The organism is Nocardioides ginsengisegetis (genome assembly GCF_014138045.1).
Taxonomy (GTDB): Bacteria; Actinomycetota; Actinomycetes; order Propionibacteriales; family Nocardioidaceae; genus Nocardioides; species Nocardioides ginsengisegetis.
The window spans coordinates 230,087-257,086 of record NZ_JACGXA010000003.1 but is presented as its reverse complement, the minus strand read 5'-3'; the positions used below and the strand labels follow the sequence as shown (position 1 = coordinate 257,086).

At 73.0% G+C, this 27,000-nt stretch carries 23 protein-coding genes; 11 read left to right on the top strand and 12 right to left on the bottom strand.

Translation table 11 applies throughout. The annotated features are described in order from the left end of the window. Together FB382_RS20755 and FB382_RS20750 are read left to right on the top strand one after the other, a co-directional pair. Nucleotides 1-546 (top strand): heme NO-binding domain-containing protein, encoded by a 546-nt coding sequence (locus FB382_RS20755; protein ID WP_182541861.1) that lies wholly within the window; start codon nt 1-3, stop codon nt 544-546. After that, on the top strand, nt 543-1,952 hold the full coding sequence (locus FB382_RS20750) for an ATP-binding protein (protein WP_182541860.1): 1,410 nt from the start codon (nt 543-545) through the stop codon (nt 1,950-1,952). Before FB382_RS20755 ends, FB382_RS20750 begins: the two co-directional genes overlap by 4 nt. A gap of 1 nt (nt 1,953) precedes the next feature. On the opposite strand, the gene FB382_RS23020 is transcribed toward FB382_RS20750, so the two are convergent. Genes FB382_RS23020 through FB382_RS20735 form a run of 3 tightly spaced genes read right to left on the bottom strand, consistent with a single transcriptional unit; the run spans nt 1,954 to nt 8,593 of the window. After that, nucleotides 1,954-2,826 (bottom strand): transglutaminase N-terminal domain-containing protein, encoded by an 873-nt coding sequence (locus FB382_RS23020; RefSeq protein WP_182541859.1) that lies wholly within the window; start codon nt 2,824-2,826, stop codon nt 1,954-1,956. Further along, a complete protein-coding gene (locus tag FB382_RS20740; protein ID WP_182541858.1) occupies nt 2,823-5,327 on the bottom strand; it encodes a circularly permuted type 2 ATP-grasp protein in 2,505 nt (834 codons plus the stop codon). Before FB382_RS20740 ends, FB382_RS23020 begins: the two co-directional genes overlap by 4 nt. Continuing rightward, the gene (locus FB382_RS20735) at nt 5,324-8,593 is read right to left on the bottom strand and encodes a transglutaminase family protein (protein WP_182541857.1); all 3,270 of its coding nucleotides are present in this window, start codon (nt 8,591-8,593) and stop codon (nt 5,324-5,326) included. The genes FB382_RS20740 and FB382_RS20735 overlap by 4 nt, the downstream gene beginning before the upstream one ends. A 116-nt stretch (nt 8,594-8,709) precedes the next feature. Between FB382_RS20735 and FB382_RS20730 the strand changes: the two genes are divergently transcribed. Further along, complete coding sequence (locus FB382_RS20730; RefSeq protein ID WP_182541856.1) at nt 8,710-9,288, top strand: ArsR/SmtB family transcription factor; 579 nt, start codon at nt 8,710-8,712, stop codon at nt 9,286-9,288. Next, nucleotides 9,285-10,577: an MFS transporter gene (locus FB382_RS20725; RefSeq protein WP_182541855.1), complete on the top strand. Its 1,293-nt coding sequence runs from the start codon at nt 9,285-9,287 to the stop codon at nt 10,575-10,577. The genes FB382_RS20730 and FB382_RS20725 overlap by 4 nt, the downstream gene beginning before the upstream one ends. Here FB382_RS20725 and hisC read toward each other — a convergent pair. Next, nucleotides 10,549-11,628, bottom strand: a complete 1,080-nt coding sequence (gene hisC / locus FB382_RS20720) for a histidinol-phosphate transaminase (protein ID WP_343055709.1) — start codon at nt 11,626-11,628, stop codon at nt 10,549-10,551. The genes FB382_RS20725 and hisC overlap by 29 nt on opposite strands. Nucleotides 11,629-11,638: 10 nt before the next feature. Beyond that, the gene (locus FB382_RS20715) at nt 11,639-12,202 is read right to left on the bottom strand and encodes a VanZ family protein (protein ID WP_182541854.1); all 564 of its coding nucleotides are present in this window, start codon (nt 12,200-12,202) and stop codon (nt 11,639-11,641) included. A 72-nt stretch (nt 12,203-12,274) separates the two neighbouring features. On the opposite strand from FB382_RS20715, the gene FB382_RS20710 reads away from it, so the two are divergent. From FB382_RS20710 to FB382_RS20700, 3 genes are read left to right on the top strand one after another with little or no spacing between them, the layout of a single operon-like run. Then, nucleotides 12,275-12,673, top strand: coding sequence for a phage holin family protein (locus tag FB382_RS20710; protein ID WP_182541853.1), 399 nt, complete (start codon nt 12,275-12,277; stop codon nt 12,671-12,673). After that, nucleotides 12,673-13,197 carry a low molecular weight protein-tyrosine-phosphatase gene (locus tag FB382_RS20705; RefSeq protein ID WP_182541852.1) on the top strand — a complete coding sequence of 175 codons (525 nt, stop codon included), beginning with the start codon at nt 12,673-12,675 and terminating at the stop codon, nt 13,195-13,197. Before FB382_RS20710 ends, FB382_RS20705 begins: the two co-directional genes overlap by 1 nt. Continuing rightward, nucleotides 13,194-14,051: a fructosamine kinase family protein gene (locus FB382_RS20700; protein WP_182541851.1), complete on the top strand. Its 858-nt coding sequence runs from the start codon at nt 13,194-13,196 to the stop codon at nt 14,049-14,051. The genes FB382_RS20705 and FB382_RS20700 overlap by 4 nt, the downstream gene beginning before the upstream one ends. 15 nt (nt 14,052-14,066) lie before the next feature. Here the strand turns inward: FB382_RS20700 and FB382_RS20695 are convergent, their stop codons facing one another. Then, nucleotides 14,067-14,423, bottom strand: coding sequence for a VOC family protein (locus tag FB382_RS20695; protein WP_182541850.1), 357 nt, complete (start codon nt 14,421-14,423; stop codon nt 14,067-14,069). A gap of 115 nt (nt 14,424-14,538) precedes the next feature. On the opposite strand from FB382_RS20695, the gene FB382_RS20690 reads away from it, so the two are divergent. From FB382_RS20690 to FB382_RS20680, 3 genes are read left to right on the top strand one after another with little or no spacing between them, the layout of a single operon-like run. After that, nucleotides 14,539-15,243 carry a response regulator gene (locus tag FB382_RS20690; protein WP_182541849.1) on the top strand — a complete coding sequence of 235 codons (705 nt, stop codon included), beginning with the start codon at nt 14,539-14,541 and terminating at the stop codon, nt 15,241-15,243. Further along, the gene (locus tag FB382_RS20685) at nt 15,240-16,700 is read left to right on the top strand and encodes a HAMP domain-containing sensor histidine kinase (RefSeq protein WP_182541848.1); all 1,461 of its coding nucleotides are present in this window, start codon (nt 15,240-15,242) and stop codon (nt 16,698-16,700) included. Before FB382_RS20690 ends, FB382_RS20685 begins: the two co-directional genes overlap by 4 nt. Continuing rightward, nucleotides 16,697-17,245 carry a DUF3558 family protein gene (locus FB382_RS20680; protein ID WP_182541847.1) on the top strand — a complete coding sequence of 183 codons (549 nt, stop codon included), beginning with the start codon at nt 16,697-16,699 and terminating at the stop codon, nt 17,243-17,245. Before FB382_RS20685 ends, FB382_RS20680 begins: the two co-directional genes overlap by 4 nt. Nucleotides 17,246-17,254: 9 nt before the next feature. On the opposite strand, the gene FB382_RS20675 is transcribed toward FB382_RS20680, so the two are convergent. The 4 genes from FB382_RS20675 to FB382_RS20660 all read right to left on the bottom strand — a co-directional run bounded on the left by FB382_RS20675 (nt 17,255) and on the right by FB382_RS20660 (nt 23,172). Then, a complete protein-coding gene (locus tag FB382_RS20675; RefSeq protein ID WP_182541846.1) occupies nt 17,255-18,541 on the bottom strand; it encodes a chorismate-binding protein in 1,287 nt (428 codons plus the stop codon). After that, the gene (locus FB382_RS20670; RefSeq protein WP_182541845.1) at nt 18,538-19,122 is read right to left on the bottom strand and encodes a glutamine amidotransferase-related protein; all 585 of its coding nucleotides are present in this window, start codon (nt 19,120-19,122) and stop codon (nt 18,538-18,540) included. The genes FB382_RS20675 and FB382_RS20670 overlap by 4 nt, the downstream gene beginning before the upstream one ends. Nucleotides 19,123-19,160: 38 nt before the next feature. Beyond that, entirely contained in the window at nt 19,161-20,981 is a 1,821-nt protein-coding gene (locus FB382_RS20665; RefSeq protein ID WP_182541844.1) for a sulfatase-like hydrolase/transferase, read from the bottom strand. Nucleotides 20,982-21,258: 277 nt separating this feature from the next. Further along, nucleotides 21,259-23,172 (bottom strand): anthranilate synthase family protein, encoded by a 1,914-nt coding sequence (locus FB382_RS20660; RefSeq protein WP_182541843.1) that lies wholly within the window; start codon nt 23,170-23,172, stop codon nt 21,259-21,261. 98 nt (nt 23,173-23,270) lie between these two features. Here FB382_RS20660 and FB382_RS20655 point away from each other — a divergent pair, with 98 nt between their 5' ends. Continuing rightward, nucleotides 23,271-23,807, top strand: a complete 537-nt coding sequence (locus FB382_RS20655; RefSeq protein ID WP_182541842.1) for a dihydrofolate reductase family protein — start codon at nt 23,271-23,273, stop codon at nt 23,805-23,807. Here the strand turns inward: FB382_RS20655 and FB382_RS20650 are convergent. Beyond that, the gene (locus FB382_RS20650) at nt 23,800-25,968 is read right to left on the bottom strand and encodes a HelD family protein (protein WP_220481947.1); all 2,169 of its coding nucleotides are present in this window, start codon (nt 25,966-25,968) and stop codon (nt 23,800-23,802) included. The two genes, FB382_RS20655 and FB382_RS20650, sit on opposite strands and share 8 nt — an antisense overlap. A 266-nt stretch (nt 25,969-26,234) precedes the next feature. Then, the gene (locus FB382_RS20645; protein WP_343055708.1) at nt 26,235-26,993 is read right to left on the bottom strand and encodes an enoyl-CoA hydratase-related protein; all 759 of its coding nucleotides are present in this window, start codon (nt 26,991-26,993) and stop codon (nt 26,235-26,237) included. Between the last annotated feature and the right edge of the window lie 7 nt (nt 26,994-27,000).

Sequence of the window (27,000 nt, the reverse complement as noted above, 5' to 3'; positions counted from 1 at the left end):
ATGAAGGGCATCATCTTCAATCTGTTCGAGGAGCTCGTGGTCGGCCGGGGCGGCGAGCGCGTGTGGGACCAGCTCCTCACCGACGCGGACCTCACCGGCGGCTACACGTCGCTCGGCACCTACCGCGACGCCGAGCTCGCCACGCTGGTGGGCGCCTTCGCCGAGGACCAGGACAGCACCGGGGCCGAGGTCCAGCGGGCGTTCGGTCGCCACGCGATCGTCGCGCTGGCCGAGCGGTACCCCCAGTTCTTCGAGCCGCACGCGCACACGGTGGACTTCCTGCTCACCCTCAACGACGTCATCCACACCGAGGTGCGCAAGCTGCACGCCGAGGCGAACCCGCCCACCTTCGAGTTCGAACGGTCCGGGCCCTCGACGCTCCGGATCGGCTACGGCTCGGACCGCCGGATGTGCGCGTTCGCCGAGGGCATGATCGCCGGAGCGGCCGAGCACTTCGGCGAGGACGTCTCCATCACCCAGCCCCGCTGCCAGCAGGACGGCGCGGCCGACTGCGTGCTGGTGTGTGAGTTCCGGGCCCGTGCGTGACCAGCGAGGCCGATGAGGAGATCGCCCTCCTCCGGCGGCAGCTGGAGCGGGAGCGCCGCGCGCGCACGACGGCCGAGACGGTGGGCGAGCAGTCGACCGCCCAGCTGTACGACGCCGTGGTGCAGCTCCAGCAGGCCGAGGCCGAGCTGCGCGCCAGGGCCGAGCAGCAGGCGCAGCTGCGGCTCGTGGCCGGCCTGGTGCGTCAGGACCTCGACCCCCAGGCCGTGCTCCGCCGCGCCGTGACCGCGATCGGCCCCGTGGTCCAGGCCGACCGCTGTGTCATCCGGCTCGCCGACGGCGTGAGCATCGGCTCGGTGGTCGAGCAGTGGTCGCTGCCGGGTTGCCACCTGGCCGCGGGGCTCGAGGTACCGCCGGGGTTCGCCGGGCTGTGTCTCGAGACCGCCCATCGGCGCGAGACGCTGAGCATCGACGACGTCGCGGCCGACCCGCGGATCGGCCCCGAGAACACGGCGCACCTCGTCGACGTGATGGGCATCGGCTCCTACCTCGGCGCGCCGATGTGGGTCGCGGGCGAGCTCGTGGGCTGGCTGGCCCTGCACGCCGTCCGGACGTCCCGGCCCTGGAGCCCGGACCGGCGGGCCCTGGTCGAGCAGCTCGCGAGCGACCTGGGCTCGGCCCTGTCACAGGCGCAGGCCTACCGGCACATGACCGAGGCGGTGGAGCACCTCGAGGAGGCCAACCGGGTCAAGTCCGAGCTGGTCTCGACCGTCTCCCACGAGCTGCGCACCCCTCTCGCCAGCATCAACGGCTACCTGGAGCTCCTCGCCGACGAGGACCTGGGCGCCATCACGGACCGCCAACGACGCGTCATCGAGGTCATCAGCCGCAACGGCGACCGGCTGGCGAGCCTCGTCGAGAACCTGCTGACCCTGGCCCGCTCCGACTCCGGCGAGACCGGGATCGACCACACGCTCCTCGATCTGGTCGAGGTGGTCCGTGAGAGCCACCGCGTCCTCGAGCCGGCGGCCCAGGCGGGGCAGGTGTCCGTGCGCGTCGTGGAGTCCGCTCCGAGCCCGGTGCACGGCAGCCGGGACGAGCTCGAGCGCCTCGTCATCAACCTGGTGTCCAACGCCATCAAGTTCACGCCCGCCGGCGGCGAGGTCTGCCTGCAGCTGACGACCACCGAGGACCACGTCACGCTCACCGTCGCCGACACCGGGGTCGGGATCGCCGCCGAGGACGTACCGCTGGTCTTCGACCGCTTCTATCGAGCGCAGAGCGCGACCACCAACGCCGTCCAGGGCACCGGCCTCGGCCTGGCCGTGGTCCGGACCATCGTCGACCACCACGCCGGGCACATCGAGCTGACCTCGGAGCCGGACGCCGGAACCACGGTCCGGGTGCGGCTGCCGCGCGCGGTGCCCGCCGGACCGGCGTCAGCCTGATTCAGTACGGCGCGACGTCGACCGCGACCTGGAGCGTCGAGCGCTTGGCCTCGGTGAAGATGACGCCCTTGACCGGCACGACGTCGGCGTAGTCGCGGCCCCACGCGACGGTGACGTAGCGGTCGTCGGCGCGGCTGTCGTTGGTCGGGTCGAGCGCGAGCCACTCGTCGTCGCCGACCCAGACCGCGACCCAGGCGTGGGAGGCGTCGGCGCCGACGAGCCGCTCCTGCCCGGGCGGGGGCGTGGTCGCGAGGTAGCCGCTGACGTAGCGACCGGCCAGCCCGAGGGAGCGGACGCAGGCCAGCGTCAGGTGCGCGAAGTCCTGGCAGACCCCGGCCCGCTTCTCCAGGATCTCCTCGATCGTGGACGTCACGGTCGTGGCGGTCTTGTCGTAGGCGAAGTCGGCGTGGATCCGGCGCACCAGGTCGGTCACCGCCTCCCCCACCGGCCGGCCGTCGGGGAAGGACGCGGCGGCGTAGGCGGCCGCCTCGGGGTGGTGCGGCGCCTGCCCCGAGGCGAGCGCGAAGTCGGTGGCCGCGACGGCGCCGGGCGTGGCCGGGTGGACCAGCGGGCGCGGGGCGGTCCACGGCCGCGCGAGCAGCCCCGCGTCGTACGACGGGGACGACACCTCGACCTCGCTCGTCGCGTGGACCTCCAGGACGGTGTGGGCCTCGGTCACCTGGAAGTACGTCGCGGTGTTGCCGTAGTAGTCGCGGTCCCAGGACATGTCGCCGGGCACCGGGCTGACCTCGACGCGGGCCTCCTCCACCTCCTGCCACGGGAGCACCCGCGGGAGCAGGTGGGCGATGCCGAGGCTGTCGGTGACCGGCTCGTCGTAGGTGTAGGTGGTGGCGTGGCTGACGCGGTACCTCACGGCGCCACCCCCGACGGCTCGGAGCCGATGAACAGCGTCGAGTCGAATGTCCTCGGCGCGGGACCGCTGGCGAAGTGCAGGTCGGCGACCGCGTCGGAGAGCCGGGCGAGCTGGGCGAGGTGCCCGTCGAGGAAGGCCTCGAGGTTGGGCCGGCCGACGCCGCCGATCGCCACGAGCTCGGCCACCGAGGCGTCGCGCAGCTGCCCGGTGAGGTCGTCGAGCAGCCGCTCGGGCCGCGAGGAGCCGGTCGAGCCGGGCATCGCGGCCAGGTGGGTCGCGGCCTCGCCGAGGCAGAACGCGAGCGACCGCGGGTTGTCGGGGTCGGTGAGCAGCAGGTCGAGGACGCTGGCGGCACGCACGTAGCCGCGGTAGCGGCGCCGGTGCGTGACCGCCGACTCGGACGCGGCCAGCACCGCGTTGAGCACGTCGCGGTCCACGTCGATGCCGCGCCGCAGCGTGGCCGTGGCGCGCAGCAGGTGGCAGAGCTGGATCGCCCGCTCGAGGGCGCGGCCCAGGCCGATGGTGTGCCAGCCGGCGTCGCGGATCATGCTCGCGGTGACGCCCTGCAGCGACAGGATCCCGGTGAGCATCCGGCCCGCGGACTCCGCGACCTGGTGGCTGTGCGTGGAGCCGACGAGCACGTCGTGGGCGCGCTCCACGACGCCGAACGCCCGCCACGTGTCGGGGGAGAGCTGGTCGCGGACCCCCATCGCGGCCTCGCGCAGCCCGGCGATCGCGTGCGCCGCGGAGCCGGACCGGTGCGGGTCGAGCAGCAGCGACCGGAACTCCTGGTCGAGGTCGTCGGGCTCGAAGCGGGTGCCGGCCAGCCGCGTCACCGCCTGCATCAGCACCGCCAGGCTCTCGCCGCCGGCGGAGTGCGGCCGGGCGCGGAAGTCGTCGGCCAGCGCGTGTGCGGCCATCACGAGTCGCAGCATGTCCTCGCCCCGCTCGGCGTAGCGACCGAGCCAGAACATGTCCTCCAGGACACGCGGCACGAACGGCGAGACCGACCGCACCCGCGTCAGCGGCAGCACGTCGGCGAGCCCCTGGTCCGGCGCGTCGGGCTCGGCCTTGAGGACCCACACGTCCTTGGAGGTCGTGGTCCGCTCCCCCTCGTAGACGTTGGCCAGGCCGCCGACGAGCGGGCGGTAGGCCGACCCGTAGCGCAGCGTGAACGCCCGCAGGGTCAGCGCCTGCGGGCGCACCGACCCGAACCGCAGCGTCGGCGCCTGCGACAGGGCGGCAGCCTCCTGCCCGACGTAGCGGTGTGGCGCGCCCAGGATCCGGGTCCGCACCTCGTCTCGCCCCAGCGCGGCCAGGTCCTCGGGCTTGCCGTCCAGGGTGCGCACGACCAGCGCGTCGAGGTGGTCCAGGACGTGGTCGAGCCCCGCCGGATCGCCGCACCACCAGGTGCGGACCGACGGCAGCCGCAGCGGCTCGCCGAGCAGCTCCTCGCACAGCGCGGGCAGGTACGGCAGCAGGCCGGGGTTCTCCAGGACCCCGGAGCCGAGGCCGTTGACGACCCGCACCGTGCCGCGGCGTACGGCCTCGGCCAGCCCGGCGACGCCGAGCTGGGAGTCGCCGCGCAGCTCGAGCGGGTCGGACCAGGCGGCGTCGACCCGGCGCAGGATGACGTGCACGCGCTCGAGCCGGCCCGGCCCCTTGAGGTAGATGGACCCGTCGCGCATGAGCAGGTCGCTGCCCTGCACCAGCGGGAAGCCGAGCGTGGTGGCCAGGAAGGCCTGGTCGTACGCCGTCTCGCTGGCCGTGCCGGGCGACAGGACGACCACGCGCGGGTCCCCGGGCTCGCCCGGAGCGGACTGGATCAGCGCCGAGCGCAGCGCCGAGAAGTAGGGCTCCATCCGGTGGGTGCCGGCCTCGCGGTAGAGCTCGGGCATCACCCGGGACACCACCCGCCGGTTCTCCATCGCGTAGCCCAGCCCCGAGGGCGCCTGGGCCCGGTCGGCCAGCACCGTCCACTCCCCGGCGGCGTTGCGGCCCAGGTCGGTGGCGGAGAGCACGAGCGGCCGCGGGTCGGTGGCCGAGGCCCGGGCCAGACCACGGACGAAGCCGCCGTGGCCCAGCACCACCGGCGCCGGCAGCAGGCCGGAGGCGAGCAGCCGCTGCTCGCCGTAGACGTCGGAGAGCACGGCGTTGAGCAGCTCGGCGCGCTGGGCGAGGCCGACCTCGAGCGGGGTCCAGTCGGCGGCGTCGAGCACGAGCGGGACCGGGTCGAGCCGCCACGGCCCGAGGCCCTCGCCGGGCCGGGCGTAGGTGACGCCGTCGTCGGCGAGGAAGCGCTTGATCTCCTCGTCGACGCGCATCAGGTCGTGCGGGGTCAGGGTGACCGCGACCTCGGCCATCCCCTTCCACGCCGGGCGCAGCGTGCCGTCGGGGCCGACCACCTCGTCGTAGCGGGCCCCGCCGTCGTCCCTGCCGTCATCTCCGCCGGGCAGCGTGGGCTGCGTGACGGCGGCGGAGTAGTCCCGCAGCAGCGTCACGTGCGCCCCGACCGCGGGGAGCGGGGCGGCACCCGCCGCAGGTCGAGCGTGTGCGGGTACTCCTCGGTCGCCGCCCGACGGCCGGCCTCGCGCAGCGCGCCGACGTCGATCCGGCCGGCGGTGTGGCCGCGGGCCTCGAAGCGGCTCGCGCGCCGGGCCTCCGCCTCGTTGGCGTTGACCGGCGGGGTGTCGTAGGAGCGGCCACCCGGGTGCACGACGTGGTACGTCGCGCCGCCGAGCGAGACCGCCGACGCGACGTCGACGACCTCCACGTGGAGCGGGGCCTGCACCTCGATGGAGGGGTGCAACGCCGACCACGGCTGCCAGGCGCGGTAGCGCACGCCGGCGTAGAACTCGCCGACCACGCCGGTGCTCGTCAGGGGCACGGGGACACCTTGGCAGGTCACGAGGTGGCGGTGCGGGTCGAGCCCGCGGACCTTCACCTGGATCCGCTCGACCGAGGAGTCGACGAAGCGCGCGGTGCCGCCGGCGGTCGCCTCCTCGCCCAGCACGTGCCACGGCTCGATGGCGGACCGCAGCTCGAGCTCGACGCCGTCCACGACCGTCACGCCGATCCGCGGGAACCGGAACTCCGTGAACGGGTCGAGCCACGACGACTCGAAGTCGATCCCGTGCGCGCGCAGGTCGGCCACGACCGCCTCGATGTCGGTGATCGCGCCCTGCGGCAGCAGGAAGTCCTCGTGCAGGGCGGTGCCCCAGCGCACCAGCGGTGCGGTGTCGGGCTCCTCCCAGAACATCGCGACCAGGCTGCGCACGAGCAGGGCCTGGAGCAGCGCCATCTGCGGGTGCGGCGGCATCTCGAAGCCGCGCAGCTCCAGCAGGCCGAGCCGGCCGCGCGAGGAGTCGGGGCTGTAGAGCTTGTCGATGCAGAACTCCGCGCGGTGGGTGTTGCCCGTCAGGTCGGTGAGCAGGTGCCGCAGCGCCCGGTCCACCAGCCACGGCCGGGCCTCGCCACCCTCCTCCGTGAGCCGGGCGATCTCGGCGAACGCGATCTCCATCTCGTAGACCGCCTCGGGACGGCCTTCGTCGAAGCGCGGCGCCTGGCTGGTCGGGCCGATGAAGCGGCCGGAGAAGAGGTAGGACAGCGACGGGTGCCGCTGCCAGTAGCGGATCAGGCTGACCAGCACGTCCGGGCGACGCAGCAATGGCGAGTCGACGGGCTGGCCGCCACCGAGGGTCAGGTGGTTGCCGCCGCCGGTGCCGGTGTGCAGCCCGTCGAGGTCGAACTTCTCCGTCGACAGCCGGGCCAGGCGGGCCTGCGCGTAGAGCGTCTCGGTGAGCTCCCGCTGCTCGGCCCAGCTCGACGTGGGCTGCACGTTGACCTCGATGACGCCGGGGTCGGGCGTCACCACGAGCTGGGTCAGCCGCGGGTCCGGCGGCGGCCCGTAGCCCTCCAGCACGACCGGGATCCGCAGCTTGCGCACGGCCACCTCGACCAGGCGGAGCAGGTCGGCATAGTCCTCGAGCCGCTCGGTCGGCGGGAGGAACACGAACACGTTGCCCTCGCGGGCCTCGACCACCAGCGCGGTCGTCGGCACGCCCTCGGGGCCCACCACGGACACGGTCGGCACCCTCGGCACCAGCGGCGGCCCGGCCTCGAGGTACGACGGCGCGACCGCGGCCTCGGGGTCCTCCCACGCGATCGAGTCGAGCGGCAGCCGCAGGCCCGCCGGCGACGTACCGGGGGTGAGCACGAGGCGACCGCGCCGGAACGACCAGGCCGGGACGGTCCAGTCCTCGCCGGTGACGAGCGGCAGCACCCAGGCGACCGCGTCCGTCACCGCGGCGTCGAGGTGGGCGAGGCTGTCGGCGTCGATCTCCCCGTCCCGGGGACGCGCGCCGTGGGGCTGCCGGACCTCGGTGGCGAGCACCGCGAGCGGGTCCTCGTACGCCGCGTGCAGCAGGTCGCCGGGTAGCCCGAGTGTCTGCGTGATCCGCTCCGCGAGGGCCCGCGCGTCCGCGACGGCCGTCGGGGACGAATCGCCGGCCCACGGGTCGGCCAGCAATGCCGGGTCCTGCCACAGCGGCTCCCCGTCGGTGCGCCACTGGAGCCCGATCTGCCAGCGGGGCAGCGGCTCGCCGGGGTACCACTTGCCCTGGCTGCGCTGGACGACCCCGCCCTCGGCGTACACGCGCCGCAGCCGCTCGGCCAGGTCGTTGGCGAGCCGGCGCTTCTCGGGGCCGTCGGCCTCGGAGCTCCACTGGGCGGAGGTCGCGTCGTCGAGGGAGACGAAGGTGGGCTCGCCGCCCATCGTCAGGCGGCAGTCGCCCTCGGCCAGCCGCTTGTCGACGGCCTCGCCGAGCGTGTCGATCCGGGCCCACTGCTCGTCGGTGTAGGGCTTGGTGACGCGCGGGTCCTCGTGGACGCGGCGCACCTGGTTGTGGAAGGAGAAGCTGACCTCGACCGGCTCGGTGGCGCCCTCGATCGGCGCGGCGCTGGACGGGTGCGGGGTCGCGGACAGCGGGATGTGGCCCTCGCCGGCGAACAGCGCGCTGGTCGGGTCCATCCCGACCCAGCCGGCGCCCGGGACGAACACCTCGGCCCACGCGTGCAGGTCGGTGAAGTCGGCCTCGGGGCCGCTCGGGCCGTCGAGCGCCTCGGTGTCGGCGGTGAGCTGCACGAGGTAGCCGGACACGAAGCGGGCGGCCAGGCCGTGCTGACGCAGGAGGCTGACCAGCAGCCAGGCACTGTCGCGGCACGAGCCGATCCCGGCGCGCAGCGTCTCGTCGGGGGTCTGGACGCCCGCCTCCATCCGCACGGAGTAAGCCACGTCGCGGTGCACCGCGGCGTTGAGGTCGGCGAGGAACGTGACGGTCGGGGTGCCGTCCTCGGGCAGCGGGGGCAGCCGGTCCTTCCACGCGGCGGCCTCGGCACTGTCCTCGACCGGGCGGAGGTACGGCGCGAGGTCGGCCGCGAGGACCGGCTCGTAGGCGAACGGGAAGCGCTCGGCGCTCTCCTCGATGAAGAAGTCGAAGGGGTTGATCACCATCAGGTCGGCCACCAGGCCGACGGTGATGTCGAGGGTCTGGACCGGCTCGGGGAAGACCAGCCGTGCCAGCCAGTTGCCGAACGGGTCCTGCTGCCAGTTGACGAAGTGGTTCTTCGGCGAGACCTCGAGGGAGTAGGCCTCGATGGGCGTGCGGCAGTGCGGCGCGGGCCGCAGGCGGACCACGTGGGGCGCCACCGCGATCGGGCGCGCGAACTCGTAGGTGGTGCGGTGCTCGAGCGCGACCTTGACCGACATGGCCCTAGCCTGCCCGGTCCCCGTTGCTTCGGGGTAACACCGTCTCGTCCCCGCTGGTCCAGACTGATCGCAAAGAAGTGTTTGCAAACATCTCTTTGCGGTTCTACAGTCCTGCCATGGACCTCACCTCGATCACCCCGTCGCCGCAGGCGCTCAAGGCGCTGACGCACCCCGTGCGGCTGCGGATGCTCGGGCTGCTGCGGATCGAGGGGCCGGCCACGGCCACCCAGCTCGCGACCCGCCTCGGCCTCAACAGCGGCGCCACGTCGTACCACCTCCGCCAGCTGGCCCAGCACGGCTTCATCGTCGACGACGAGGAGCGGGGCAATGCCCGCGACCGCTGGTGGAAGGCCGCCCACCAGGCGACCATGACCGAGCGCGAGGAGCCGGCGGACGAGGAGACCCGGCAGACGATGGACGCCTACCTCCAGTCGGTGGCCACCGTGCTGACCGAGCAGCTGCAGCGGGCCGTCGAGGAGCACGGCCTGCTGTCCGACGAGTGGCGACACGCCTCGACGTTCAGCGACTACGGCATCCGCCTCACCCCGGCCCGGGCCAGGGCACTGCTCGACCACGTCCACGACTGGTTCATGAGCCAGGACGAGGAGCCCGCCGACGACCCCGCCACCGCGGACTTCGTCATCCAGATCGCCGCCTTCCCGCGACCCGGGACCGTGACAGGAGACCAGCAATGAGCAGCACGACCACCGCCAACCGCCGGCCCCTCTACGGCTGGCTCACGTCCGAGGCCGTGTCCCTGACGGGCACCCGCGTCTCCATGCTGGCCCTGCCGTACTTCGTCCTCGTGACCACCGACTCCCCGGTGAAGACCGGCCTGGTCGCCCTCTTCGAGATGGTGCCGCTGGTGCTGCTCAAGGTGCTCGGCGGGCCGATCATCGACCGGGTCGGCGCGCGCCGGGTCAGCATCACCTGCGACGTCGGCTCGCTGTTCGTGGTCGGCTCGATCCCGCTGCTGTACGACGCGGGGCTGCTGCGATTCGGTGCCCTGCTGGCACTGGTCGCCCTGGCCGGCGCCCTGCGCGGTCCCGGCGATGCCGCCAAGGGCGCGATCGTGCCGGGGCTGGTCGAGTCGGCGCAGGTCCCGATGGAGCGGGCGACCGGCCTGCACGCCACCGTCGAGCGCTCCGCCACGATGCTGGGCGCCGCCTTCGCGGGCGGCCTGATCGCCGTCATCGGCGCGGCCAACGCCCTGGTCGTCGACGCCGTCAGCTTCGGGCTCTCCGCGCTGCTGCTGGCCTGGGCGACGGCCTCGATGGCCCGACCGGCCGCGACGGGCGCGGAGGGCGAGGAGGGCGACCCGCTCCCCTACCGCGCCCAGCTCGCCGCGGGCTGGCACTTCCTGCGCGGCGACCGGGTGCTGCTCGCCATCGCCTTCATGGTCGCGCTGACCAACATGATCGACGCGGCGTACGCCTCGGTCCTGATGCCGGTGTGGGCCCGGACCTGGGGCGGCGGCCCGGCCGTGCTGGGCCTGGTCTTCGCGGTGTTCGGCGGCTTCGCGGCCCTCGGCGCGATCTGCGCCGCGACCTGGGCGGCCCGGCTGCCCCGCTACACGACGTACCTCGTGACCTTCCTGGTCTGCGGTTCGCCCCGGTTCTTCGTCCTGGCCTGGGACAACCCGCTGTGGACGGTGCTGGCGATCGCGGTCGTCTCGGGCTTCGGGTCGGGGTTCATCAACCCGATCCTGGGCGCCGTCATCTACGAGCGGATCCCCGGCCACCTGGTGGGTCGCGTCTCGTCGCTGATCACGGCGCTGTGCTTCGCGCTCATGCCGATCGGTCCGCTGCTCGGCGGCGCGATCATCAGCGGCGCCGGCCTGATGGTCGCCATGCTGGTCGCCGGCTCGGCGTACTTCCTGGTCACGATGCTGCCGGCGGTCGACCCGAAGTGGCGCGAGATCGACGTCCGCCCGGCGGTCGAGCCGGCCGAGCAGGTCAGTGAGGGAACTCCCGCGCCAGCGTGAGGATCCGGTCGTTCGCCTCGGTCTCACCGATCGACACCCGCACGCCCTCACCGGCGAAGGGACGGACGGTGACACCGACGGCGTCGGCCGCGGCGGCGAAGTCGGCCGCGCGGTCCCCGAGGTCGAACCACACGAAGTTCCCCTGGGCCTCGGGGATCGCCCAGCCGGCCTCGAGGAGACCGTCGCGGAACCGGGCCCGCTCGCCGACCAGCGCCTCGACCCGCTCGACGAGCAGGTCCTCGGCGGCGAGCGAGGCGATCGCGGCGGCCTGCGCGACGGTCGAGACGCCGAAGGGCAGCGAGACCGCGCGCAGGGCGCCCGCGATGTCGGCGGGCGCCACGGCGTAGCCGACCCGGAAGCCGGCCAGCCCGTAGGCCTTGGAGAAGGTGCGGGTCAGCACCACGTTGTCGTGCTGCGCGTAGGTGGCGATGCCGTCGACGGCGTCGTCCATCCGCACGAACTCGACGTAGGCCTCGTCGACCACGACGAGCACGTGCGGCGGCACCTTCGCGAGGAAGGCGTCGAGCTCGGCCTGGGTGACCGCGGGACCGGTCGGGTTGTTGGGGGTGCAGACCAGCACGACCTTGGTGCGGTCGGTGATCGCGGCGGCCATCGCGTCGAGGTCGTGGCGGCCATCGGGCAGCACCGGCACCCGGACCGACGTCGCGGCGGCGGCGGTGACCGCGATCGGGTAGGCCTCGAAGGACCGCCAGGCGAAGACGACCTCGTCGCCGGGGTCGCAGAAGGCCTGCACCAGCTGGTAGATCAGGCCGACCGACCCGGTCGCCAGCGACAGGTGCTCGGCCGGGACCTCGAACCGCTCCGCGAGGGCGTCGTACAGCGCCGTGGCGCCCATGTCGGGGTAGCGGTTCATCTGCGCCACCGCGGCCTGCGCCGCCTCGAGCACGCCGGGCAGCGGGGGGTAGGGGTTCTCGTTCGAGGAGAGCTTGTACGACGTCAGCCCGGGCCGGACCGTCGGCGGCTTCCCCGCGACGTACCGCGGGATCTCGGAGACGTTCGGACGAGGCTGCGGGCTGCTCAGGCTGGGCACAGACGGCACCCTAACCGCGGACCTGGCCGCGGCGCCGCCACGGGCGGAGCACCAGCGCCAGCAGCCCGCCGACCAGGACGCCGATCGCCGCGCCCGACACGTTGTCGATGACGTCGGTGACGTCGCAGGCACGGTCGATCCGGGCCAGCTGGAGCTGGGTGAGCTCGATGCCGGCGGAGTAGCACGCGAGCAGCGCGAAGCCGACCGGGACCAGGACCCGGGCCGCCCGCCACCGCGCGGCGGCCAGCACGAGCAGCGCCCCCGACGGCACGAACAGCACCGTGTTGAGCAGCCGCTGGCCGGACTGGAAGATCCAGAAGCCCGTGGGTGCGGGCCCGCCGATGTCCCACGAGCAGGTGGTCAGCCGGCCCTCGGCCGAGACGATGCCCGGGGCACCGTTGGCCGGGATGAGCGTGACGACGGCGATCACGACGACCGACCAGAGCAGTCCGGCGATCGACAGGCCCGTCGTCGGCCCGAGGCGGCGACGCAGGGCGGTGCCGAGCAGCAGGCAGAGGCCCCCGGACACGAACGCGCCCAGGAGCATGACGCCCACCCCACCGACAGGAAACACGCGGGGAAGGGTACTCACCGCGAGAACGCCAACCGTCCATCCACTTCCCGGACGCGACACTAGGATCGACGCGTGCGGATCATCTCCTGGCTCATCACCAACGCCGTCGCGCTCGCCGTGGCCGCGCAGCTCTTCGACGGCATCCGGTTCACCGGCCCGATCCACGGGCAGGAGGAGATCAAGCACAAGCTGCTGCCGCTGCTGCTCGTGGCGCTGATCCTCGGCCTGGTCTCGGCGACCGTGAAGCCGGTGCTGAAGCTGATCTCGATCCCCTTCATCCTGCTCTCGCTGGGCCTCTTCCTGCTCGTGATCAACGCCGCGATGCTCGGCCTGACGAGCTGGCTGGCCGACGGCCTGGGCATCGGCTTCCACGTCAACGGGTTCTGGACCGCGGTCGGGGGGTCCATCGTCATCACCATCGTCGGCTGGGTCGTCGACGGACTGATCGGCCCGGAGGACGACCGCCGCTGATGTCCCGCCTGCCGCAACCCCGGACGCCCGGTCGCTACCGGATCGCGCTGGTCTGCCTGGGCAACATCTGCCGCTCGCCCATGGCCGACGTCGTGCTCTCCGCGCGGATCGCCGACGACGGGCTCGACGATCGCGTCGAGGTAGCCAGCTCCGGCACGGGTGGCTGGCACGTCGGCGACCCGATGGACCGCCGCGCGGCGGCCACCCTGGCGGCCGCGGGCTACGACCCCTCACGGCACCGCGCCCAGCAGTACGACGACTCCTGGCTCGGCGCCTACGACCTCGTTCTCGCGATGGACGACAGCAACCTGTCCGACATCTCGGTGGGCGGGATCGGCGGCGGGGACGACCGGGTGCGGCTCTTCCGGGACTTCGATCCCGTCGATACCGGTGGCGAGGTGCCCGACCCGTACTACGGTGGCCCTGCCGGCTTCGAGGAGGTCCTCACGATGGTGGAGCGCACAGCAGCGACGATCGTCGCCGAGCTGCACCGCCTGCCCGGCGTCGGGGTCGCAGCCAGATGACCCGGCTGCCGCTGGTCGCCAGGCGTGCCGAGGAGCTCCTCGGCTCGGCCGTCGTGGCCACGGCCCCCGTCGCGGGCGGCGACATCTCCACGGCCACGCGGCTGCGGCTCAGCAACGGCACCACGGCCCTGATGAAGACCCACCCGCACGCCCCACCCGACTTCTTCGAGTCCGAGGCGCGCGGGCTGGCGTGGCTGGCCGAGACCGGCGGCGTCTCGGTGCCCGAGGTGCTCGCGGTCGACCACGAGTGCCTGATCCTGGCGTGGGTCGAGCCCGGCAAGAACGCCGTCGACGCGGCCTCGGAGTTCGGCCGCGCGCTCGCCACCACCCACACCGCCGGGTGCGAGGGCTTCGGCCTCGACCACGACGGCTACATCGGCAAGCTGCCGCTGCCCAACAAGCCCACGGAGACGTGGGCGGAGTTCTACGCCGTACGCCGGGTGCTGCCCTACCTCAAGGTGGCCCGCGACCGGGGCGCGGTCACCGACGAGCAGGCCGTCGCGGTCGAGACCGTGATCGGCCGGCTGCCCGAGCTCGTGCCCGTCGAGCCGCCGAGCCGGCTGCACGGCGACCTGTGGAACGGCAACGTCCTGTGGGGTCTCGACGGCCGGGTCCGCGTCATCGACCCCGCCGCCCACGGTGGCCACCGCGAGGTGGACCTCGCGATGCTCGCCCTGTTCGGGCTGCCCCACCTGCCCCGCGTCCTGGACGCCTACGCCGAGGTCGCGCCGCTCGCCGAGGGCTGGCAGGACCGGGTCGCGCTGCACCAGCTCCACCCGCTGCTCGTGCACGCCTGCCTGTTCGGCGGCGGTTACGGCGCCCGCGCGGCCGACGCCGCGCGCCGCTACACCTGACCGGTCAGCTGCAGGTCAGCTCAGGCACAGGCAGAACGGGTGCCCCGCCGGGTCGAGGAACACCCGGAACGTCGTACCCGGCTGGTGCTCGTGCCGCGTCGCACCGAGCGCCACGACCGCCGCCTCGGCCTCGTCGAGGTCGTCGACCACGACGTCCATGTGCATCTGCTGCGGCGAGTCCTGACCCGGCCACACCGGCGCCCGGTAGTCCTCGACCTTCTGGAAGCACAGGCACATGCCGTAGTCGGCGCGTGCTTCGTACCAGTCCTCCTGCTCCACCAGCGTGAAGTCGAGCATCGTCGCGTAGAAGGTCGCGAGCGCGCGGGGGTCGGGGCAGTCGAGGACGAAGCTCGGGAAGCGTGCGATGGCCATGCCCGCACCCTAGGCAAGGAACCGGACGACCTGCTTCCGGTTGTTGCGCGCGTCGCTCACCCAGAGCGTGGCGCAATCTCAGTCACCGTTCAGGCACGACTGGCAGAGTAGGAGCGTGACCAGCACCGCGCCCGCGAAGCCCCGCGTCCTCGTCGTCGACGACGACAGGGCCGTGCGCGAGTCGCTGCGCAGGTCGCTGGAGTTCAACGGGTACGACGTCGCGCTGGCCTCCGACGGCGCCGAGGCGCTGGCCGGCATTGCCGGAGCCGGCCCCGACGTCGTGATCATGGACGTGATGATGCCGCGGCTCGACGGCATCGAGACGACGCGGGCGCTGCGGTCGGCCGGCAACGACGTACCGATCCTGGTGCTGACGGCCCGCGACGCGGTCGGCGACCGGGTCGACGGCCTCGACGCCGGCGCCGACGACTACCTCACCAAGCCGTTCGCCCTGCAGGAGCTGCTGGCCCGGCTGCGCGCGCTGCTCCGTCGCGTCGTGCCTCGCGAGGACGCCCCCGACGAGACGCTCTCCTTCGCCGACCTGACGATGGACATCGCGACCCGCGAGGTGCGGCGCGGCGACCGGGCGATCGAGCTGACCCGCACGGAGTTCACGCTGCTGGAGATGTTCCTGCGCCGGCCGCGCCGGGTGCTGGAGCGCTCGTTCATCCTCGAGGAGGTGTGGGGCTACGACTTCCCGACCACCGCCAACTCGCTGGAGGTCTACGTCGGCTACCTGCGCCGCAAGACCGAGGCGGAGTCCGAGCCGCGGCTGATCCACACCGTGCGCGGCGTGGGCTACGTGCTGAAGGAGTCATGAGCGGCCCGGCCCCCTTCGGTCACGCCCCGTTCGGCACCCGCACGTGGGAGGAGCGCCGCTGGCACTACCGGCGCTCGCTCGCCAGCCGCGTCATCCTCCTGACCACGATGGCGGTGGGCCTCGCGGTGGCCTTCGTGGCGCTCGGCGCCTACGTGACCGTGCGGATGCAGATGACCGAGACGCTGGACCAGTCCCTGCTCGACCGCGCGCACAAGTCGGCCGCGTCGCCGACGCTGATCCGCTTCCCGTCCGGCAACGAGATCCCGGTGTGGGCGCTGGTCGCCTCCGACCTGCGGATCGCGCTCGTCTCCTCCGACGAGACCGTCTACCAGCCCGACCGGATGACCCGCTTCCCGCAGCTCGGCGCCCAGGAGCTCGCCGTGGCCAAGGGCCAGGCCTCCTCGAGCATCCGCACGGTCAGCTCCGGCGGCACCGACTACCGGGTCGTCTCGGTCCCCTACGCCGACGGCCAGTCCCTCGTCCTCGCCCAGTCGCTCGCACCCCAGGAGCGGGTGCTGGAGAAGCTCGGCGCGGTGATGCTGCTCTTCGGCCTCGCGGGCGTGATCGCGGCCGCGATGGCGGGGTGGGGCGTGGCGCGCAACGGCCTGCGACCCGTGCGTCGGCTCACGACCGCCGTCGAGGAGATCGCCCGCACCGAGAAGCTCGACCCGCTCCCGGTCGAGGGCGACGACGAGATCGCCCGCCTGGCCTACGCCTTCAACCAGATGCTCGTCGCCCTCGACGCCTCGCGCGACCGGCAGCGGCGGCTGGTCGTCGACGCCGGCCACGAGCTGCGCACCCCGCTCACCTCGCTGCGCACCAACCTCGACCTCCTCAGCCAGGCCGACGGCGACCCCGCCATGACGCTCCCGCCGGAGGCGCGGGCGGAGCTGCTCGACGACGTCCGCGCCCAGATCGAGGAGCTGACCACGCTCATCGGCGACCTCGTCGAGCTCGCCCGCGACGAGCCGCTCACCCACGTCGTCGAGTCCGTCGACATCGCCGAGGTGCTCGACCAGGCGCTGGCCCGGGTCCGCCGTCGCGCGCCGGGCATCGCCTTCGAGGTCGACACCGACCCGTGGTGGGTCGTCGGCGAGCCCGCGGGGCTCGAGCGCGCGATCACCAACCTGCTCGACAACGCCGCCAAGTGGAGCCCTCCGCACGGCACCGTCCGGACCCGGCTCGCCGACGGCGTACTGACCGTGGACGACGAGGGCCCCGGCATCGCCGAGCAGGACCGGCCGCACGTCTTCGAGCGCTTCTACCGCTCCCCCGAGTCGCGCTCGATGCCCGGCTCCGGCCTCGGCCTCTCGATCGTGCACCAGGTCGCCGAGCGGCACGCCGGCAGCGTCGAGGCGGGCGTGTCTCCCGCAGGCGGAGCCCGGCTCACGTTGCGGCTGCCCGGCAGCCGCGAGCCCCACACCATGTCCGCCGCCGGCCCGGCCACCACCGCATGAGGCGCGCCGCTCCCGCGCTGGCGCTGCTGCTCCTGCTCGCCGGCTGCTCGTCCACGGACGCGACCACGGAAACCTCGTCGACGTCGTCGTCCCCTTCCCCGACCGCCTCCTCCTCGCCCTCACCCTCGAAGCCGGCGTTCAACCCGTGCTCGGGGCTTTCGGCCGGGCCCGTCGGCAAGGCGCTGCGGGAGAAGGTCCGCGAGACGACCGGCACCTCCGACAACCCGCGCTGCGCGTTCCTGCCCGTCGCCAAGGGCGGACCGACGCTCAACGTCACCTACCTGGAGTTCGGCGGCGACTTCGACAAGGCCTTCGCCGCGATGGGCCAGATCAAGGGCCGGGTGAGCGACGTCCGCATCCCCGGCGCGACGGCCGCCCGAGTCGTCGTGCACGCCTCGAGGAAGGTGGTGCTCGTGACCGGCTTCGTCCAGGTCCACGGCCTGATCGAGACCGTCAACGCGATCCAGCTGGCGCCGTACGACGCGGGCACCATGCGCGACGCCACCGAGGCCGTCATGCGCACCCTCGTCGCCACGGCGCCCTGAGCCTGCTGGTCAGTCGGGCTGGAAGACCCGCAGCAGCCGGTCGGCCTTCCAGCGGGACTCGGCCCACTCCTCGGCCACCTCGGACCGGACCGTGATGCCCCCGCCGGTGCCGAGCGACCACCGCCCGTCGCCGGCCGTCATCAGCGAGCGGATCACCACCCCCAGGTCGGCCCGGCCGTCCGCGGCGACCCAGCCGAACGCGCCGGAGTAGGCGCCGCGCGGCGTCGCCTCGACCGCGTCGATCACCTCCATGGTCCGCAGCTTGGGCGCCCCGGTCATCGAGCCGGCGGGGAACAGCGCCCTCAGGGCGCCCATCGTGGTGACGTCGTCGCGCAGCCGGCCGCGGACGGTGGAGACCAGCTGGTGCACGGCCTCGTAGGACTCCACCTCCATCAGCACCGGCACCTCGACGCTGCCCGGCTCGCACACCAGCGACAGGTCGTTGCGGAGCAGGTCGACGATCATCAGGTTCTCGCTGCGGAACTTCGGCTCCGTGGCCAGCCGCTCGCGCAGCACCTCGTCCTCGGCCGCGCTCTCGCCGCGGGGCGTCGTGCCCTTGATCGGCTTGGTCTCCAGGGTCCGGTCGCCGGTCACCAGCGCGTAGCGCTCCGGGCTGGAGCTGAGCAGCCACGCGCGCTGCCCGGGCACGTCGTGCTGGAGGAAGCCGGCGTACGGCGCCGGGTTGAGCTCGCGCAGCCGCAGGTAGGCCGCCGCCGGGTCGACGTCGCTGTCGATGCCGACCCGGTAGGTCAGGTTGGTCTCGTAGGAGTTGCCGGCGTGCAGCGCCTCCTGGACCTCCTCGAAGGCCGCCGCGTAGTCGGCCGGGGCGCCGTTTCCGTTGCCGTTTGGTCCCCAACGGCATGTTTCGGGGTCGATTTCATGCCGTTGGGGACCAAACGGCAACGCAGCGACCCCCGGCGCCGGGTGGTCGAAGAGGCGGACGTGCCGGGCCCGCATCCAGACGGCGTCGGGGAGGAGGGGGTCCGGGCGGGCGGGCAGGTCGGGACGGCACGCGTAGCCGAAGTACCCGAACCACTGGTCGGCCGGGTCGCCGGAGGCGAGCTCCGCCTCGAGGACCGCGAAGACGTCCGACCCGACGACGGTCGCCCGGCCGCCGGAGTGGCGCAGCACCTCGCGCCGGGCGGCCGAGTAGGTCAGCGAGACGTCGTCGTCGTCGAGCCAGCCGATGATCGACCGGCGACCCGACCACTCCCGGGCACCGCCGCCGTCGAGCCAGAAGCAGCGGGCGTGGTCGGCTGCCACCGCGCGGAAGACCGAGGCCGGGTCCGCGGTCACGACGCACCCCCGAAGCCCGGCGCCAGGAAGTTCGCCACGAGGGCGGCGCCCTGCTCGGACAGGACCGACTCGGGGTGGAACTGCACACCCTCCAGCGGCAGCTCCCGGTGCCGCACGCCCATGACCGTCCCGTCGTCGGCGCGCGCGCTGACCTCGAGCACGTCGGGGACGTGCAGGGCCGCCAGCGAGTGGTAGCGGACGACCCGGAACCGCTGCGGCAGCCCGGCGAACACCCCGCGGCCGTCGTGCACCACCGGCCCGACCTCGCCGTGCGCGGGCAGGATCCGGTCGACGGCCCCGCCGTACGTCGTCACGAGGCCCTGCATGCCGAGGCAGACGCCCAGCACCGGACGGGTCGCCGCCTCGAGCACCGCGCGACCGACCGCGAAGTCGTGGGGGTCGTCGGGACGCCCCGGGCCCGGCGAGAGGACGACGTGGGAGTGCCGCAGCACCTCGGCGGCCTCGACCTCGTCGTGCTGGACGACCGTGGGCAGGCGTCCGGTGACGGAGGCGACGAGGTGGACGAGGTTCCACGTGTAGGAGTCGTGGTGGTCCACGACGACCACGTCCGGAACGACCACCGGCCCAACCTACTGGTGCCGGCCCCCACGCCGAACGCTCAGGCCTTCCCGGAGCCGCTCCGCGAGGTGTGCGCCACGGCGTGCCGCGGGATCCGCTGCTCCCAGGCGGCCTTGTCGGCGAACGGCAGCGCCTTGCAGGTGTCCGACACGTCCGGCGTCAGCGCCTGCTCGCGCGCGCACCGGTCGAACTCGTCGAGCTTGGCCATCAGCTCCGAGACCTGGGCGGCGTAGCGCGGGTCGCCGTAGAGGTTGCGGCGCTCCCACGGCTCGGTCGCATAGTCGTAGAACTCGTAGGCGTAGTCCGTGCCGGTGTAGCTGTAGTCGAGGTCGTCGCGGATCAGCAGGCCGGTGCGGCTGCGGACGGCGACGTACGACGGGATGTGGTCCAGGTCGTGGCCGCTGAACGGCCGGTCCGGGTCGTTGCCCGGCGACTGCGACCAGGTGTGCTCGAAGAACGCGTAGTCGCCGGTGTCCCTGGCCGGGTCGGCGAAGGACGGCGCGAAGGAGTGCCCCGAGCGGTAGTCGGGCGACCCGATGCCGGCGAGGTCCTCGAAGGTCGGCGCGAGGTCGATGTTGGACACCATCCCGTCGCGCGGGCCCGGGACGACGCCGGGACCCATGACGTAGAGCGGCACGTGCACGTCGGTGTCGTAGGCGGTGCCCTTGCCGCGGGTGAGGCCGTGCTGGCCGAGGTGGAAGCCGTTGTCGGAGGTGAGCACGACGTAGGTGTTGTCGTCCACGCTGCGCAGGATCCGCCCCAGCATCCGGTCGATCGACTGCGCCATGCGCGCCCGGTCGCGCATCGAGGTCTCCGCGTCGGCGACCGAGAGCCCCTTGCCCGAGCGGCTCCACGCCGGCGCGAGCGTGCCGTCGGCCCGCACGGGGGCGTTGTCGCCCTGCCAGTCGTCGTAGCCGGGCAGGTCGGCCACCGTCAGGTCGTGGCAGTCGACGGGGCCGCAGTTGCCGTGCGCCGAGCCGTGCCCGGGCCGGTCGCGGAACGCCGGCGGGAACATCGGGTCGCCGGGGTAGGCGGGGTTGCTGTTGATCCGCCCGTGCGGGGCGTAGGGCGCCACCTCGAGGAAGTAGGGCTTGGTGTCGTGGCGGTGCTCGTGGATGAAGTCGAGCGCGTCGTTGTCGATCACGGTGCCGGCGTACGCCTTGTCCTTCACGACGTCCGGCTCCGACGCGGCGGGGGCGTCGTAGTGCTGGACGCGCACCTGCCCGTCCTGGGTGTAGGTCGCGTTGTAGTCCCAGCCGTCGTACGCCGTCCCGAAGACCACGCGCAGGTCCGACCACCCCAGCGGCGGCCTCGGCACGCCCTTGGTGGGGTAGTACTCGTACTGGTTGAGGTACTTGCCCACGAAGCCGGTCGTGTAGCCGGCCTGCTGGAGCCGGACCGCGAAGGTGCGCTGCTCGTCGCCGTGGGCGGCGAACGCCCGGTAGCCGCCCATCGCGCCCACCCGGTTGGGCATGTTGGCGGTGTTGGTGAGCACGCCGGTCTGGTGGGGGTACTGCCCGGTGAAGGTGGCGGCCCGCGAGACGCAGCAGAGGCTGTCGACGACGAAGGCGTTCTGGTAGGACGCCCCCAGCCGGGTCATCGTGCGGGCGTGCTTGAGCGTGGGCACCAGGTCCATCGAGAAGTCGTCCATGAGGACGAAGACGATGTTGGGGCTCTTGCCGCTCACCTGCTGGACCGGGACCGCGGACTGCGGCACGTGCGGCAGCGGGCGCGACGCGTACGGCGACGGCCCGACGGCCGGCGTCGCCGTGCAGGCGGTCGCGAGCGCGAGCACCCCCGCGACGGCCGACACTCGGCCCGTCAGCCTGCCGGACAGCCTGCGCAGCATCGGTCCCCTCACCTCTCCATACCTACCGGTGAGACGTGCGAGGAAACATGTGAGTTGCCCAAGGAATACCCAAAGATGTTGGTCGGGGGCCCGAGAGGTGCCCTGGTCTGGCAAAAGGTCTGGCAAAAGCGGTGGGCCCGATGGAGCTGGGGGGCAGTCTCCACCGGGCCCATGAGCCACTTGGCACCTCTGACGGTACCTCCCCGGCGGGCCCGGCCGAAGCCGATCGGGCGCGACGATCATCACGATTTGGACGGTTTGCGTCCGTTGAGAGGTGCGTGCTGCCCGCTCAGTCGAGGAGCAGGCCGCCCACCAGGTCGTGCAGCAGGTCGTAGCCGTGCTCGGTGAGGATCGACTCCGCGTGGAACTGGATGCCCCGGTAGTGCGGCCCGCGGAGCGCGTGGATGTCGCCGGTGACGGGGTCGGCCGAGGCCTCGACCCCGTCCGGGAGCGCGCCGTCCGCACGGCCGACGAAGGTGTTGTAGAACCCGACCCGCTCGGTCCGGCCGTCGATCTCGACCGGCGACTGGGTGCCCTGGAAGACGATGTCCTTGTAGGCGAGCGGGATGCCGAGCTGGTGGCACAGCGCCTGGTGGCCCAGGCAGACCGCGAGGAACGGCTGCTTGCGCTCGAGCAGCCGGGCGACGGCGGCGCGCAGGTTGGCCATCTTGGGGTCCGCGTCGTCGCGCGGGTCGCCCGGGCCGGGCCCGACGACGACCAGGTCGAAGCCGTCGAGCACGCCGTCGACGTACTCGTCGTGGCGCACCACCTCGCTGGTCATGCCGAGCACGCCGAGGACGTGGCGCAGCATGTTCACGAAGTCGTCCTCGCCGTCGAGGATCACCGCCGACCGGCCCTTGAGGCGCGGGTCGGGCGGCGAGCCGCCCTGGTCGGTGAGCCAGAACCGGCTGAGGCGGCGGTTGCGGGCGTTGAGGGCGAGCAGCACGTCCTCGTCGATGACCAGCTCGGCGAGGTTGGCGGTCGGCACCGGCGCCGGCGGCACGAGACCGAAGGCGCTGAGGATGCCGCCGGCCTTGGCGTGGGTCTCCGCGACCTCGTACGCCGCGTCCGAGTCGCGCACGAGCGTGGCCCCGGCGGTCACGGTGAGGTTGCCCTCGAGGTCGACGTCGGCGGTGCGGATCACGATCGGGCTGTCCACGACCGGCCCGCCGGCGGCGTCCCGGCCCAGGATCGCGAGGGCGGCGCCGTAGTAGCCGCGCCCGTCCCGCTCGTACTGCTTGATCAGGCGGCAGGCGTTCTCGACCGGGCTGCCGGTGACGGTGGCGGCGTACATCGTGTCGCGCAGCACCTCGCGGGGGTCGCGGCTGGTGCGCCCGGCGAGGAGGTACTCCGTGTGGACGAGGCGGCTCATCGGCTTGAGGAACGGGCCGAGCACCTGGCCGCCCTCGTTGCAGATGTCGCACATCATCTTCAGCTCCTCGTCGACGACCATGAAGAGCTCGTAGATCTCCTTCTCGTCATGCAGGAAGTCGAGGAGCTTGGCCCTCAGAGACGGCTCAGTGGTGTCGCCGTCGGCAGGGATCCGGAAGGTGCCGCTGATGGGGTTCATCCGGACGTCGCCGCCGTGGATCGAGACGTGCCGCTCCGGGCTCGCGCCGATCAGGTAGCGGTCGCCGGTGAAGAAGACGTAGGTCCAGTAGGCACCGCGCTCGCGCTCGAGCAGGCGGCGGAAGACGGTGAGCGCCTTGTCCGCGCCCCAGTCGGCGACGGTGGCGCGGTAGTGGCGGCCGATGACGAGGTTGGCGCCCTCGCCCTGCCCGATCTCGTCGCGGATGATGGCGTCGACGAGCTCGCCGTACGTCGCGTCGTCGGTCTCGAAGCCGCCCCGGTCGGCGAACTCGACGCCGGTGTCGTCGATCGCGTCGACCACCTCGGCCACGGAGAACTCCAGCTCGGTCTCGACGTCCACGACGACGAGCGGGGTGCCGTCGTCGTGCGCCTCGAAGCCACGCTCCGCCACCTGGCGGAAGGGGATCGCCAGCAGCCGGTCGGCGATGTGCCCGTCGTCGGGCGCCCCGTCGGCCAGCGGCACGTCCAGGATCGACTCGACCACGCTGCGCCGGCCGCCGACCAGTCCGACCGTGTCGCGGTCGCCACCGCGGGTCGAGCGCCGGATGATGGCCCAGGCCTCGTGCCCCTGGAGCGCCTCGATGGCTTCCCGGGCAGAGGTCGTCGCAGTCATGGGCAAAGCCTAGTTGCGATGATTTCGGCCGCCGGGCGCGGTCCAACGCGTGGTGGCCCGGTCACGGGCCGTCGAGGATGCTTCCGAGAGGTGGAGAGATGCGCAGGATCGTGGCCTACATGCTGGTGTCGATCGACGGGGTGGCGCAGGACCCCGACGAGTTCGTCCTGGAGTGGGACGAGCAGATGGACGCCGACCTCGCGGAGGTGATCGGCACCCAGGACACGGTGCTGCTGGGCCGCGGGATGTACGACGAGTGGTCGCGCTACTGGCCGTCCTCGGACATCCAGCCCTTCGCCGACTTCATCAACGCGGTCGAGAAGCACGTCGCCACGTCGTCGCCCCTGACCGGTGACTGGCCGCACGCGCGCGCCATCGAGGGCGACGTCCTCGAGTTCGTCCGCGGGCTCGCGGCCGGTGACGGGGGCGACGTCGGGGTGCACGGGTCGATGGAGCTGACCTCGTCCTTGCTCGCCGCCGGGCTCGTCGACGACCTGCGCCTGGTGGTGGCCCCGCGGGTCGCCGGCAAGGGCCGACGCCTGTTCGGCGACGGCACGCCGACGGCGTACGAGCTGGTGTCGAGCAGCGCCACCCCGTCGGGGGCGCTGCTCGTGCACTACCGCCGCGTCAGCTGACCGTGGTGAGCAGCTGCGTCGCGCGGGTGAGCACGACGTAGAGCGTCGCGCGCCCGGTGACCGACTCGTCCTCGATCTGCTGGGGGTCGACGACGACGATGCCGTCGAACTCCAGGCCCTTGGTGTCGAGGCCGGTCAGCACCACGACCCGGTCCTCGCCGGAGGGGGCGACGGCCGAGTCGACCGCGGCACGGGCGCCCGGCGCGTCGTCCGCGAACTCCGGCCAGGACGCCAGCCAGGCGTTGACCTCCGAGCGCCGGGCGACCGGGACCACGATGCCGACGGTGCCGGCGACCTGGTCGGCGACCTCGCGGACCGCCTCCCGGGTGGCCGACTCGAGGTCGGCCGAGCCGGTGACGACCTTGGGGTCGATGCCGGTCGAGCGGACGGCGGTGGGCAGGTCGGCGTCGAGCCCGACGCGCTCGGCATAGGCCGCGGCGTAGGCGTAGATCTCCGAGGAGTTGCGGTAGTTGGTCGACAGGTGGAACTCGTGGAGCTCCTTGCCCTCGAGCGCAGCGGCGCGGGCCTCGGCGGACTCCGCGGGCACCGGCCACGACGACTGCGCGGGGTCGCCGACGATCGTCCACGACGCGCCGCGGCCGCGACGGCCGACCATCCGCCACTGCATGGGCGTGAGGTCCTGGGCCTCGTCGACGAGCACGTGGGCGTAGCCGTCGTCCTCGATCCGGTGCGTGGGCGGGGCCCAGGCGCGACCCGACGGGGCGTACTCCCGCTCGGCGGCGGTCGTCAGCTCCTGGAGGTCACCACCGATGTGGTCGTCGAGGTCGTGGTCCTCCTCGGTGCGCGCCGGCACGTCGCCGAGGGCGTAGCGCAGCTCGTCGAGCAGCGGCACGTCCTCGACCGAGAGCGAGCCGTCGCCGCTCCACGACTTGGCCAGCAGCCGCTGGTCCTCCGGCGAGACCAGGCCCTCGCCCACGCGGGCGAGCAGCTCGGGGTCGCGCAGCCAGCCGAGCACCTGCGGGGCGTCGAGCGGCGGCCACCAGGCGACCGCGAACTCCACGAAGGCCTGGTTGCCGAGCATGTCGTCGTTGAAGGCCTCGCGCCCGCGGTCACGGCCGCGCTCGCCCCGGACCTGGCGCCACATGGCGTCGAGGAGCGTGGTGGCGACGCGGGGCAGCTGGCGGTTGCGGCGGCCCTGGCTCATCAGCTGGCGGCGCAGCCGGCCGAGCGTGCCGCGGTCGAGCACGATCGTGTCGTCGCGCCAGAAAACCCTGAACTCCTGCGGGCTGCCGGGCGCCTGCTGGCGCGCCGTACGCCGCATCAGCTCGGCCATCCGGGCCGAGCCCTTCACGTCGGCCACGGCGGGCTCGTCGTGGCGGGAGGCCTTCACGCCGTCGACGACCTCGCCGAGCGAGCGCAGCGCGACGGCGGTCTCGCCGAGGCTCGGCAGGACGCGCTCGATGTAGCGCATGAAGACGCCGCTGGGGCCGACGACGAGCACGCCGCCGCCCTCGTAGCGGCGACGGTCGGTGTAGAGCAGGAAGGCGGCGCGGTGCAGCGCGACCACGGTCTTGCCGGTGCCGGGACCGCCGGAGATCGACACGACGCCCTTGCCGGGCGCCCGGATCGCCTTGTCCTGCTCGGCCTGGATGGTCGCCACGATCGAGTGCATCGAGCGATCGCGGGCGCGCGAGAGCTGCGCCATCAGGGCGCCCTCGCCCACGATCGGCAGGTCGGTCTCGGCCTCGGCGTCGAGCAGCTCGTCCTCGACGCCGATCACCGTCGGCCCGGTCGAGCGGAGCACGCGACGGCGTACGACGCCCTGCGGCTCGGCAGCGGTCGCCTGGTAGAACACCGCGGCGGCGGGGGCGCGCCAGTCGATCAGCAGGGAGTCACGCTGCTCGTCGCGCAGCCCGATCCGGCCGATGTAGCGCGGCGCCGCGTCGAGCTCGGTGCGCAGGTCGAGCCGGCCGAAGACCAGGCCCTCGTGGGCGGCGTCCAGCTGGGCGATCCGCTTGGCGGCCTGGAAGACCATCGCGTCGCGCTCGACCAAGCCACCCTCGTGGCCGAGCCGGCCGCGGCCGTGCCCCTCCCGGGCCAGCTCCTGCGCCGCCTTCGCGGACTTCACCAGCTGCACCTGGACACGGTCGACGAACGCCTGCTCCTGGGCGATCTCGTTCTCGACGAGCTCTTCTGACAACGCCGTTCCCCTCAGACCCGAAAAACTTCCCCCGAAACGTCCAGCCCCGACCCGGGACTGGCGAGTCGACAAGCCTACCTGCCCCCGAACACGCCAATGACCGGTTTTCATGGCCCGAAGGGGTGATCGCGCGCACCCCGCTCCCGGGACACCCGGAACCGTTCGAGAAGTGGACGTCGAGGCGCACCGCCGGGATAGTCCCCAACGAAACTGTCGAACATTCAGCCGATCGGCAGCAATTGCGGTGGGGACTATCTCCGCACGAGCTACTTCTTCCGGTTCAGGAAGGCGGTCATCGCCTCGCGCGCCTCGTCCGAGGCGAACAGCGAGGCCGAGAGGCGCGCCATCTCCTCGCCACCGGCGTCGATCCGGGCGACCAGGTCCCGGTTGAGGATCCGCTTGGACTCGCGCAGCCCCTGGGGCGCGCCGGTGGCGAGCGAGGCGCAGACCGCGGCGACCTCGTCGTCGAGGGCGTCGGCGGGGACCGCCTTCGTCACCAGCCCGTACGCCGCGGCGTCGGCGCCCGTGAAGACCTCGCCGCCCAGCGTGGTCAGCGCGGCGGCGCGCGGGTTCATGCGCGCGTGCACGGTCAGCGAGATGATCGCGGCGGCCAGGCCGAGCTTGACCTCGGTGAGCGCGAAGGTGGCGTCCTCGGAGGCGATCGCGATGTCGGAGGCGGCCACGATGCCGATGCCGCCGGCCCGGACCGCGCCGTGCAGTCGGGTCACGACCGGCTTGGACATGGTCGCGATCAGGCGCTGCAGGTCCACGATCCGGCGGGCGCCGACCTCCATGCCCTCGGTGCTCGCCTCGGCCAGGTCCGCGCCGGAGCAGAAGACCCGGCCCTCGGCCCGGACCAGCACGACCCGCACCGTGTCGTCGGCCTCGGCGGCCTCGAGGTGCCCGAAGAGCTCCGTCACCAGCTGCCGCGACAGGGCGTTGCGGTTGTGCTGGGAGTCCAGGGTGATCGTCGCGACGGAGTCGGCGACGGACAGGTGCACGAGCTCGGCGGGGGTCTCAGACATGCCGGTC